General features: G+C 60.5%; 10 protein-coding genes and 1 tRNA gene. 8 read left to right on the top strand and 3 right to left on the bottom strand.

Features of this window, described 5'->3' with window-relative positions:
- Positions 1-949 (top strand): methyl-accepting chemotaxis protein (locus tag AC3B8H_RS13815; RefSeq protein WP_488442128.1); only part of this gene is annotated, 949 nt, incomplete at its 5' end.
- Between the two features lie 264 nt (positions 950-1213).
- On the opposite strand, the gene AC3B8H_RS13810 is transcribed toward AC3B8H_RS13815, so the two are convergent.
- Positions 1214-1289 (bottom strand) — tRNA-Phe (locus AC3B8H_RS13810).
- Positions 1290-1493: 204 nt separating this feature from the next.
- Between AC3B8H_RS13810 and AC3B8H_RS13805 the strand changes: the two genes are divergently transcribed.
- Together AC3B8H_RS13805 and dhaK are read left to right on the top strand one after the other, a co-directional pair.
- Entirely contained in the window at positions 1494-2312 is an 819-nt protein-coding gene (locus tag AC3B8H_RS13805) for an HAD-IIA family hydrolase (protein WP_488442127.1), read from the top strand.
- A 24-nt stretch (positions 2313-2336) separates the two neighbouring features.
- Positions 2337-3323 carry a dihydroxyacetone kinase subunit DhaK gene (gene dhaK, locus AC3B8H_RS13800; RefSeq protein WP_488442126.1) on the top strand — a complete coding sequence of 329 codons (987 nt, stop codon included), beginning with the start codon at positions 2337-2339 and terminating at the stop codon, positions 3321-3323.
- Between the two features lie 37 nt (positions 3324-3360).
- Here dhaK and dhaL read toward each other — a convergent pair whose 3' ends face one another.
- Complete coding sequence (dhaL, locus tag AC3B8H_RS13795; protein ID WP_488442125.1) at positions 3361-3987, bottom strand: dihydroxyacetone kinase subunit DhaL; 627 nt, start codon at positions 3985-3987, stop codon at positions 3361-3363.
- A 139-nt stretch (positions 3988-4126) separates the two neighbouring features.
- Between dhaL and AC3B8H_RS13790 the strand changes: the two genes are divergently transcribed.
- The gene (locus tag AC3B8H_RS13790) at positions 4127-5929 is read left to right on the top strand and encodes a putative bifunctional diguanylate cyclase/phosphodiesterase (RefSeq protein WP_488442124.1); all 1803 of its coding nucleotides are present in this window, start codon (positions 4127-4129) and stop codon (positions 5927-5929) included.
- Positions 5930-5933: 4 nt separating this feature from the next.
- Here AC3B8H_RS13790 and AC3B8H_RS13785 read toward each other — a convergent pair whose 3' ends face one another.
- Positions 5934-6449 (bottom strand): hypothetical protein, encoded by a 516-nt coding sequence (locus tag AC3B8H_RS13785; protein WP_488442123.1) that lies wholly within the window; start codon positions 6447-6449, stop codon positions 5934-5936.
- A 496-nt stretch (positions 6450-6945) separates the two neighbouring features.
- On the opposite strand from AC3B8H_RS13785, the gene AC3B8H_RS13780 reads away from it, so the two are divergent.
- The 4 genes from AC3B8H_RS13780 to ilvD all read left to right on the top strand — a co-directional run.
- Positions 6946-8118 carry an acetylornithine/succinylornithine family transaminase gene (locus AC3B8H_RS13780; protein ID WP_488442122.1) on the top strand — a complete coding sequence of 391 codons (1173 nt, stop codon included), beginning with the start codon at positions 6946-6948 and terminating at the stop codon, positions 8116-8118.
- A 6-nt stretch (positions 8119-8124) separates the two neighbouring features.
- Complete coding sequence (argF, locus tag AC3B8H_RS13775) at positions 8125-9024, top strand: ornithine carbamoyltransferase (protein WP_488442121.1); 900 nt, start codon at positions 8125-8127, stop codon at positions 9022-9024.
- Between the two features lie 46 nt (positions 9025-9070).
- Positions 9071-9709, top strand: a complete 639-nt coding sequence (locus AC3B8H_RS13770; RefSeq protein ID WP_488442120.1) for a TIGR04211 family SH3 domain-containing protein — start codon at positions 9071-9073, stop codon at positions 9707-9709.
- 175 nt (positions 9710-9884) lie between these two features.
- Positions 9885-11430 (top strand): dihydroxy-acid dehydratase (gene ilvD / locus AC3B8H_RS13765; RefSeq protein WP_488442119.1); only part of this gene is annotated, 1546 nt, incomplete at its 3' end.

Raw genomic sequence — 11430 nt, 5'->3', positions numbered from 1 at the left:
TAGCGTCAACGGCCGCTACCAAGGCCAGCTCGGCGAATTCAAGGGCGCGGTAAATAACACGATCGCCAGACTGTCGCAGACCATTACCGACGTCATTACCTCCGCGAATCGGCTGGACAACGCGTCGCGGCAAATCAGCACCACCTCGCAATCGCTGTCGCGAGCCGCCAAGGAACAGGCGACCAGCGTCGAAAAAACGGATTCCAGCATTCAACGAATGGCGACCAGCATCAGCCAGAACGCCGACAATGCCAAGGTCACCGACGGCATGGCCACCAAAGCCTCGCAAGAAGCGATCGAGGGCGGCGCGGCGGTCGAGCAGACCGTCGAAGCGATGAAAAGCATTGCCGGCAAAATCGGCATCATCGACGACATTGCCTATCAAACCAATATGTTGGCTTTGAATGCCGCCATCGAAGCGGCCAGGGCCGGCGACCACGGCAAGGGCTTCGCGGTGGTCGCGGCGGAGGTTCGCAAATTGGCCGAACGCTGCCAAGTCGCGGCCCAGGAAATCGGCCAATTGGCGGAAACCAGCGTCAACACCGCCGAACGCGCCGGCCGTTTGCTGAACGCCATCGTCCCCAGCATCGCCAAGACTTCCGATCTGGTTCAGGAAATCGTCACCTCTTCGCGGGAACAGTCGGCCGGCGTCAATCAAGTGAATACCGCAATGAGCCAAATGAATCGGATTACTCAGCAAAACGCCACCGCCAGCGAGAAATTGGCCGCCACCGCCGCGGAAATGACCGATCAAGCCGAGCAGTTGCAAAGGCTGATGGGCTTTTTCAAAATCGCCAACTCGGCCGGTCATCAGCGTCGTTTTAACGCCATATCCGGCAAACCGGCGCCGCATGACCAGCCTTTGTCGGCAAAACGCGGTCCAACGCTACCCCGCCACCCGCACCCATCCGGCTTGGATGAGGAGTTGCCGCATCTCGAGCGCTTTTAGCTCAAGTCGTCCGCGGAAGCCATCGCCCCGCCGATTATTTTTCGCCCCGCGATCGCCTTTCCCCAGGCGCGGGAAAGGCGATCGCTGGGGAAACCCATAATGTCCGAAAACCATATCGGGCGGGCACCCGTATTGCGGCCTTCGACAAAAGACGCCGCTCGGAATCCGGGATTTGGGGTGATTTGGCAATGGCAGCATCCGGCGCAAAGAGCCATTCGCCGGAAATAAAAAAGGCCTTGCATTGCTGCAAGGCCTTGGTATTCGTGGTGCCCAAGGACAGAATCGAACTGTCGACACGAGGATTTTCAGTCCTCTGCTCTACCGACTGAGCTACCTGGGCGTCAAGAGCCGCGCATTAAACTAGGTTATCGATGGCAAGTCAAGAAAAAACGCGGTTCCCGGCTAAACTGGACAGGCGAGCAATGATTGTGCAATTCTTTGCCACCGCGCGCCGACGCCCATTCCGCCCGACGCGGAAAGGGCCGAACCGTCCCGATTCGGAAGTCCCCGGCAACTTAAAAAAATTAAAAAGACCGAGAGTTTTATGCAAGCATTTACCGACATTCGCGCACTGATCATCGATATGGACGGCGTGCTCTGGCACGGCGACCAACCGCAAGCCGGCCTGACCGACTTCTTCGGAACCTTGCGCGATCTAGCGCTGCCCTTCATTTTGGCGACCAACAACGCCAGCATGACCGCCGAACAATACGTTGCCAAGCTGGCAAGAATGGGCGTTGAGGTCCGAGAGCGCGAAATTCTGACTTCGGGCATGGCGACCGCGCTCTATCTGTCTCAGCGCTACGCCCCCAAAACCACTCGCGCCTACGTGATCGGTGGTCCGGGCGCCTGGAAACCGCTGCAAGACCTCGGTTTTACGCTAACCGGCCTCTACGAAACCGGACCCGACCAACACGCCCATTTAGTGGTTTGCGGCATGGACCGGGAGATCAGTTGGGACAAACTGGCGACCGCGACCCTCAACCTGCGGGCCGGCGCCCACTTCATCGGCACCAACGGCGACATCTCGCTGCCGACCGAGCACGGCATCACCCACGGTAACGGCGCGATTCTGGCGGCACTGACCGCGGCAACCGGCATCCAACCGATGATTATCGGTAAGCCCGAGCCCATCATTTACCGGCAAGCCATTGAATTGCTCGGCGCGCCGCTGGCTCAGACCATCGCCATCGGCGACCGGCTCGACACCGACATCCTCGGCGCGGTGCGCACCGGCATTCGTAGCCTGATGGTTCTGACCGGCGTCTCCAGCGAAAAGGACGTGGAAGCCACCGACTACGGTCCAACCTGGGTCGTACCCGACATCCGCGACGTAACCCGCATGCTGCGCGAACTGGCTTAAGCTATTCAAACTCAAGGAGCGATCATGAAAAAATTCATCGACAGTCCGGACACGCTGCTGACCACCAGTTTGCGCGGCTTCGCCAAGGCCCATGCCGACCTCGTGGTCCTGAACGAAAATCCCAATTTCGTCTACCGCAAACAAGCCAAGCCGGGCAAGGTGGCGTTGATTTCCGGCGGCGGCTCCGGCCATGAACCGCTACATAGCGGCTTCGTCGGTTTCGGCATGCTGGACGCCGCCTGCCCCGGCCAGGTCTTCACCTCGCCGACGCCGGATCAAATGATGGCCGCGGCCCAAGCCGTCAACGGCGGCGCCGGGGTATTGTTTATCGTCAAAAACTACGCCGGCGACGTGATGAATTTCGAAATGGCCGGCGAGATGCTGGACATCCCCAACGCCAGCGTACTGGTCAACGACGATATTTCGCTGCCGAAGACCCACAGTATCGGCCGGCGCGGCGTGGCCGGCACCACCCTCGTCGAAAAAATCGTCGGCGCGGCGGCCGAGCAAGGCTACGATCTGGCCGCCTGCAAAGCACTCGGCGAACGGGTGGTAGCCGCCACCGCCTCGCTGGGCGTCGCGTTGACCAGTTGCACGGTGCCGGCCTTGGGCCACCCGACCTTTGCGATCGGCGCCGACGAAATCGAGATGGGCGTCGGTATCCACGGCGAGCGCGGCCGCGAAACCGTCAAACTGACCGACGCCAGCCGCATCGTCGCCGAATTGACCCAACATCTATTCGACGAGTTACAGCCGGCCGCCGGCCAAAACGTACTGCTGCACGTCAACGGCTTCGGCGGCACGCCGTTAATCGAACTGCATTTGCTTTACGAGTTGGCCCATGGGCAATGCGGCCGGCGCGGATTGAACGTGCAACGCTCGCTGGTCGGCAATTTCACCACCTCGCTGGATATGGCCGGTGCCTCGCTGACGCTGACCTTGCTGGACGAGGAAATGCTGAAACTGTGGGACGCGCCGGTCAATACCGCCGCATTGCGCTGGGGCTGTTGACCAAACGGCGCCGAATCGAGATTCGAGACTCCAAAAACTAGGCCGCTTTCAACACGCCGGCCAGCGCCGCGACGATCAATTGCGCGGTCTTGGCGCCGGCGTCGATATGGCCCAAGCTGCGTTCGCCCAAAAACGAGGCCCTGCCCTTGGTCGCCAGCATGTCTCGAGTGGCTTCGACGCCGGCGGCGGCGACTTCGCAAAGGTGATCCAGCAATTCGGCCAACGGCTTGCCGGCTTCGGCGTCTTGTTGCAAGGCCCGCGCCACCGGCACCCAAACATCCAACATGGTTTTTTCGCCGACATCGGCCTTGCCGCGTTGCTTGACCGCCTCGACGGCCGCCGCGAAGGCCGCCGCGAAGCCGGTCAACGAGCTGTCCTGGCTGTGTTTGTGCAGCGCGATGAACAAGGTGGCATACAACGATCCGGACGCCCCGCCGACCGCCGCCATCACCGTCATGCCGATTTTTTGCCAGGCCGCCGGCCATTCCAATTGAGCGATAGCGTCGGCCTGTTCGGCCAGCGTCTGCAAGCCGCGTTGCAGATTGAAAACGTGGTCGCCGTCGCCGATCGCCTGGTCCAGCTCGGTGACGGCCTCGGCGTTGGCGGCGATATCGGCCTGAACGGCGTGGATCAACTCGGGAAACATCGCGGGACTGATGGGCATGGGACAACTCCTGGCATGGGCGGCAACAGGCGCGGAGCATAGCCAAGCCGCCGGCGCCTGTCCAGTCCGCCACGCGTCATAAAATCGTAACGGCGCGCTCGTAAACTGGGTTGTCGCCGCTGCCGCCCTAGCCTGCCCCATGCTGTTTCCGATTCATTCCATCGAACTGGCTCTCAACGATGCCCGCAAACACCGTCAAGATCAGGCGCTGGACGAGACGCCAAGCCAAACCGCGACCGTCAAACGCCTGTTGAGCCATGTCGAACCGATCGCCTGGAACAGCCGTTGCGTGGATGTGCTCGATCATTTCATCCGCCACGAAGACTTGCCGGCGGTCGCCATCGTCAATGCCGATCATATGCCGGTCGGGATTATGGATCGGGGCCGGATCATCGAAATCTTTCTGCGGCCGTTCGCCCGCGATTTGTTGCACAAAAAGCGCATCGCCGAGATCATGGACGCCAATCCCATCGTCGTCGACATCAACGCCGGCATCGACGACGTGGCGCGGATCATCATCGATGCCGGGATGCGCCACATGGTCAACGGTTTCATCATTCTGCGCGACGGCGCCTACGCCGGCATGGCGACCGGCCACGCGCTGCTGGAGGAAATCACCCAGCGCAAGCAACGCGATTTGTACTTGCTGGCCCATTACGATCAACTGACCGGTCTGCCCAACCGGCTGCTGTTCAAGGACAGACTGGAACACGCCTGCCGCGGCGCGCTGCGCGGCGGACAAATGCTGGCGCTGATTTTCGTCGATCTGGACCGCTTCAAATACATTAACGACAGTCTGGGCCACAGCGTCGGCGACCGCCTGCTGCAAACGGTGGCCGAGCGTCTGACCCAGTGCGTTCGGCAAAGCGATACCGTGTCGCGGCTGGGCGGCGACGAATTCGTCATCATCTTGCCCAATCTGGACGGCGAGGCCGCGGCCGTCACCGTTGCCGACCATATTGTCGCCGCGCTGGACCAGCCCATGGCGGTGTACGACCACGCCTTGCAAGTCACGGCCAGCATGGGCATCGTCTTGTATCCGCGGCACGACAGCTCGGCGGAAGGCTTGATCCGCAAAGCCGACGCCGCGATGTATCAAGCCAAGCAACTCGGCCGCAACCGCTACGCGCTGTACTCGGAAAACTTCGACGACGGCTTGCGCGAACGCATGCAACTGGAAGCGGAATTGCGCGGCGCCCTGAGCAACGGCGAATTTTCGTTGCACTATCAGCCGCAGATTCAACTGAAGGATCAACGCGTCGTCGGCGTCGAAGCCTTGCTGCGCTGGCACCATCCGACCCTGGGCGCGGTGTCGCCCGCCGAGTTCATACCCATCGCCGAGGAAACCGGCCAGATTCACGGCATCGGCGACTGGGTGCTGCGCCAGGCTTGCCAGCAACACCTGAGCTGGATCGCGGCCGGCCTGCCGGCGTTGCGGATGTCGGTCAACATTTCCGCGAAGCAATTCGAACAGCCCGGTTTCGCCGGCCGAGTGGCGCAGTTGATCGCGGACACCGGTATGATTCCCGAGCATCTGGAACTGGAGCTCACCGAAGGCGCGGTGATGACCCACGCCGAACGCGCCGCGCAAACCCTCGGCGAATTGCGGGCGTTGGGGGTGACACTGGCCATCGACGATTTCGGCACCGGCTATTCCAGCCTGAGTTATCTACGCACCTTTCCGATCAACAAAATCAAGATCGACCAATCGTTTATCCGCGACATTCGAAACACGCCGGCTAACGAAGCCATCGTCAAGGCGATCATCGCGCTGGGCAACAGCCTGGGCCTGGAAACCATCGCCGAGGGCGTCGAAAACATGGACGAGCTGGAATGCGTCAGAAGCCATCAATGCCACGAAGTACAGGGCTATCACTTCGCCCGGCCCTTGGCGCCCGGCGACTTCGTGGCCTGGCACCGGGAATTCGCGGCGGCGGGGTGAGCGATCAGTCGGCCGTGCCGTCGTCCGGTTCCAACGACGTTAACTGGGAGCCATGGAATTCGCTTTCGCGGAATTGGTATTTCTCGCGCAAATAGGCGAACAACCAGGCGTAGGTATCGGTTTGGCGCTGATCGGCCGCGTCGGGCATTTGCTGGAGGCGCTGCCTGACCGCGTGCAGGGGCAACAACAGCAGTTCGATGTCGGCCATCGCCACGAACTTGTTGGGATCGGGCGTACGGCTGTTGAAGATCTTGAACATTTGATGCTTGTTCAAGCCCAACTGGCTGTTGATTTCGTCCTTGAACTCCAGGAACAACGGCAACAAATCGCTACCGACGCAGGTATCGTCGTGCAATTTGTGCAGGCGGTGCAGCAAATGGTAAACCGCGAACCGATACAACTCCGATTCCCGGACGAACAAGCGCGCCGCCGTCGTGCGCACCGCGACCCGGTCGAAATTATTCAGCCGTATCGATACGATGTGTTTTTTGTCGTCGAGCAGGTAGTCGTTGTCGTTCAAAGCGAGTCCCTTGTTGGCGTCTGTTCGACGGCCAAGCGCTGAGCCTAAATGCCAGCGACTGTAATCGATCAATGTTACAGGTTTATAACAACCCTCATAAATCGGACATTTTGGGAGCGCTCGCACCGCCGTTGGAATCCGCTTCAACCGCGACTGCCGAGGTTCTTGCCGCGGCTGGTCCGTCTCAGGCTCAACGACTTCCGCCACGTTGCTCAGTCCCGGCGGCGATTGCGGTCCGCGTCGGCACTCTAACCCGTAGCGCAAACGCTTAACGGCATGCGTCAACCGCCTCGCCCTAGGCAGGACGTCGTCGATACCGCGCCCATCAAGAATCCTCGCCGGCTTGGCGAATTTCAGAACGCCGCCGGCCTTGCCCGGCGAACTCGGAAAATTTCCCACCTAAAAATCAGACATTGCATAGCAGACCTCAAAAAAATATAATCGCGCGCTTTTTTTAAAGAAAACCTGTTTCCACTCAACGATAGCGAATCCGCCCATGACCAGTCATTTAATGCCGACTTATGCTCGCCAATCCGTCACCTTCGCGCGCGGCAAAGGTGCTTGGTTGTGGGACAGCAACGGCCGACGCTATCTCGACGCCGTCGCCGGTATCGCGGTGTGCAGCCTGGGCCACGCCCATCCGGCGGTGGCCGACGCGCTGTGCGCGCAAGGCCGAACCTTGCTGCATACCTCCAACCTCTACGGCGTCGGCCTGCAAGCCCAATTGGCTGACCGCCTGTGTGAGTTGAGCGGCATGGATAACGTGTTCTTCAGCAACTCCGGCGCCGAAGCCAATGAAGCGGCGCTGAAGATCGCCCGCAAATTCGGCCACCAAAAAGGCATCGACGAACCGGTGGTGCTGACCATGGAAAAAAGCTTTCACGGCCGGACCATGGGCACGCTGAGCGCGACCGGGAACGCCAAGATCAAACAGGGCTTCGCGCCGTTGCTGGCCGGTTTCCACCATACCGCATATAACGACGTGGCCGCGATCGAAGCCGAGTTGGCGGCGGACGCCAATATCGTGGCCATCATGGTCGAACCGGTGCAGGGCGAAGGCGGCGTGAATATTCCGGCGCCCGATTATCTAAATCGGATACGCGAACTGTGCGACCGCCACGACCTGCTGATGATACTCGACGAGATCCAGACCGGCGTCGGCCGTACCGGCCGCTTCCTGGCCTATCAACATAACGCCATTCTGCCCGACGTTTGCACGATGGCGAAAGCCTTGGGCAACGGCGTGCCGATCGGCGCCTGTCTGGCGCGCGGCCGGGCGGCCGAGGTACTGACGGCCGGTAACCATGGCTCGACCTTCGGCGGCAATCCGCTGGCTTGCGCGGCGGCGTTGGCGGTACTGAATACCGTCACCGCCGACGGCTTGATCGACAGCGTCGAGGCCAAGGGCGCGCAAATCCACGCGGCGCTGAGCCAGGCTCTGGCCGGCAATTCGCACGTGGTCGCGATTCGCCACAAGGGTTTGATGATCGGCGTTGAATTGGATCGTCCCTGCGGCGAACTGGTCGGCAAGGCGCTGGAACAAGGGGTGTTGATCAACGTCACCGCCGACAACACGATTCGTTTACTGCCGCCGTTCGTGATCGACGACGCGCAAATCGCCATGCTGACCGGGACCTTGTCGGCACTCATTCAGGAATTCAGCAGGTAATCCACGATGCAACCCAGACATTTCACCAGTTTGCTGGATCTATCCAGCGCCGAGCTCCGCGCCCTGATCCACAGAGCCATCGCCCTCAAGCAGCACCGCGATCCGGATTACCAACCGCTGAAAGGCAAAGTGCTGGCGATGATTTTCGAGAAATCCTCGACCCGCACCCGGATTTCGTTCGAGGCCGGCATGGCCCAATTCGGCGGCACCGCGCTGTTCTTGTCGCCGCGCGACACCCAGCTTGGCCGCGGCGAACCGCTGGAAGACAGCGCTCGCGTGATCTCCAGCATGGTGGACTGCATCATGCTGCGCACTCACAAGCACGAAACCGTCACGACGTTTGCCCAATATTCGCGAGTACCGGTGATCAACGGTTTGACCGATCTGAAACATCCCTGCCAATTGCTGGCGGACATGCAGACCTATTTCGAGCAGCGTGGCGACATCGCCGGCAAAACCGTGACCTGGATCGGCGACGGCAACAATATGTGCCATTCCTATATCAACGCCGCCCGCCAATTCGATTTTAATCTGCGCATCGCCTGCCCGTTCGATTACCGGCCGAATCAAGCTATCGTCGATGCCGCCGGTCAGCGCGTGGCGTTTTTCGAAAGCCCGGTGCTGGCCGCGGCCGGTGCCGATCTGGTCGTCACCGATGTCTGGGCCAGCATGGGTCAGGAAGAAGAACAAAAACACCGCGAAGTGGCATTCCGGGATTATCAAGTCAACGCCGAAGTGATGGCGGCGGCCCATCCGGATGCGCTGTTCATGCACTGCCTGCCGGCCCATCGCGGCGAGGAAGTCAGCGCCGAGGTCATCGATGGCCCGCAAAGCGTGGTTTTTCAGGAAGCCGAGAATCGCTTGCACGCTCAAAAGGCCTTACTGGAATTTCTCATCGGCCGATAATTTCGCTAGAATCGCGGGCTACCTCGGACCAACCTTGAGAGTTATTGTGAAAAAAAACCTTGCCTACCTCTCCGCCTGCCTATTGTTCAGCGGCATCGCCGAAGCCCGCACGGCTTACGTGACCGACAAAGTCGAAGTGCCGTTGCGTAGCGGCGAGAGCGAGCGCACCAAGATTGTCAAAATGCTGGAAAACGGCGCGCTGGTCACGGTGCTGGGCGACAGCACCGAAAACGGCTACACCTATATCCAGACCAACAACGGTGCCGAAGGCTTCATCCTCAGCCGCTACCTGACCGGCGAACCCAGCGCGCGCGGCCAGCTGGAAGCGGCCAATAAAAAGTTGGAAGCCTTGGCCGAGGAAAACAAACAACTGAAGGCCGCCCAAGCCGGCAGCCTGGAAATCGGCAAGGAACGCGACAAACTCAGCGCCGATCTCAGCGAGTTGCAACAAACCGCCGCCAACGCCATCCAACTCAAGCAGCAGCGCGATCAGTTGCAAGAACGCGTGGTCAGCGTCGAACGGGAATTGCAGCAATTAAAACGCGAAAACCAGGCCTTGGCCGACAGCACCAATCAGGATTGGTTTTTGTACGGCGGCGGCCTGTCCTTATTCGGCGTGCTGCTCGGTTTTATTCTGCCCAAACTCAGCTGGCGCCGCCGCTCCAGCGGCTGGGATACGTTTTAATCCGCTTGCCCTCTCGCTCGCGAATCGCGTGCGGGCCATGAATCAGACTAGGAGCCGAAGCCAGCGCCGAACATCGTCCGGGGCCGACAAGTCCGAGGAGGGCTTGGCTTGATTCGGCACCTAAGCTGTTTTGACTTTATCGGGCTCTTACGGCCTTTCATTTTTTGGAACCACCATGCCTAGCTATCGTTCACACACCACCACCCGCGGCCGTAACATGGCCGGCGCCCGTTCATTGTGGCGCGCCACCGGCATGAAGGACGGCGATTTCGACAAGCCTATCATCGCGGTAGCCAACTCCTTCACCCAATTCGTGCCCGGCCACGTGCATTTGAAAGACCTGGGGCAACTGGTGGCGCGCGAGATCGAACAAGCCGGCGGCGTGGCCAAGGAATTCAACACCATCGCGGTGGACGACGGCATTGCCATGGGCCACGACGGCATGCTGTATAGCCTGCCCAGCCGCGACTTGATCGCCGACAGCGTCGAATACATGGTCAACGCCCATTGCGCCGACGCGCTGGTCTGCATCTCCAACTGCGATAAAATCACCCCCGGCATGTTGATGGCGGCGATGCGCCTGAACATTCCGGTGATTTTCGTCTCCGGCGGACCCATGGAAGCCGGCAAGACCAAACTGGCCGGCTCGGACGACATCAAAAAACTGGACCTGATCGACGCGATGGTGATGGCGGCCGACAGCAAAGTCTCGGACTCCGATTTGGCGGCGGTAGAGCGTTCTGCCTGCCCGACTTGCGGTTCCTGCTCCGGCATGTTCACCGCCAACTCGATGAACTGTCTGACCGAGGCGCTGGGCCTGTCCCTGCCGGGCAACGGCACCGTGGTCGCCACCCATGCCGACCGCGAACAATTGTTCAAGCAAGCCGGCCGCCGCATCGTCGAACTGGCCAAACAGTATTACGAGCACAACGACGAATCGGTATTGCCGCGTTCGGTCGGCTTCAAGGCGTTCGAGAACGCCATCGCACTGGACATCGCGATGGGCGGCTCGACCAACACCATTCTGCATTTGCTGGCTGTGGCTCAAGAAGCCGGTATTGATTTCACGATGAAAGACATCGACCGCATGTCCCGCGTCGTACCGCAGTTGTGCAAGGTGGCCCCTAACACCAACAAATACCACATCGAAGACGTGCATCGCGCCGGCGGCATCATGGCAATTCTGGCCGAGTTGAACCGGGCCGGCAAACTGCACACCGACGTGCCGACCGTCCACGCCAAAACTCTAGGCGAAGCGTTGGCTCAGTGGGACATTGCCGGCAATCCCAGCGACCCGGTTAAAACCTTTTACCTGGCGGGACCGGCCGGCATCCCCAGCCAAGTCGCGTTCAGCCAAAACACCCGCTGGCCCAGTCTGGACACCGACCGCGCCGAGGGCTGCATCCGCTCCTTCGAGCATGCCTTCAGCCAGGAAGGCGGCTTGGCGGTGCTACACGGCAACATCGCGCTGGATGGCTGCGTTGTGAAAACCGCTGGCGTCGACGACAGCTTGCTGGTGTTCGAAGGCAACGCTCACGTCGTCGAGTCTCAGGACGAGGCGGTGGAAAATATCTTGGCCAATAAAGTGGTCGCGGGCGACGTGGTGGTGGTGCGCTACGAAGGTCCTAAGGGCGGCCCCGGCATGCAGGAAATGCTGTATCCGACCAGCTACATCAAATCCAAGGGCTTGGGCAAGGCCTGCGCGCTGTTGACCGACGGCC

It is taken from the genome of Methylomonas sp. BG-2 (assembly GCF_057766305.1).
The sequence above is the reverse complement of the archived record's forward strand: the minus strand, read 5'-3'. Positions and strand labels throughout refer to the sequence as shown.

Coding starts and splice junctions, on each gene's coding strand:
- AC3B8H_RS13805 (WP_488442127.1), top strand. CDS start 1,494: ATGCAAGCATTTACCGACATTCGCGCACTGATCATCGATATGGACGGC.
- dhaK (WP_488442126.1), top strand. CDS start 2,337: ATGAAAAAATTCATCGACAGTCCGGACACGCTGCTGACCACCAGTTTG.
- dhaL (WP_488442125.1), bottom strand. CDS start 3,987: ATGCCCATCAGTCCCGCGATGTTTCCCGAGTTGATCCACGCCGTTCAG.
- AC3B8H_RS13790 (WP_488442124.1), top strand. CDS start 4,127: ATGCTGTTTCCGATTCATTCCATCGAACTGGCTCTCAACGATGCCCGC.
- AC3B8H_RS13780 (WP_488442122.1), top strand. CDS start 6,946: ATGACCAGTCATTTAATGCCGACTTATGCTCGCCAATCCGTCACCTTC.
- argF (WP_488442121.1), top strand. CDS start 8,125: ATGCAACCCAGACATTTCACCAGTTTGCTGGATCTATCCAGCGCCGAG.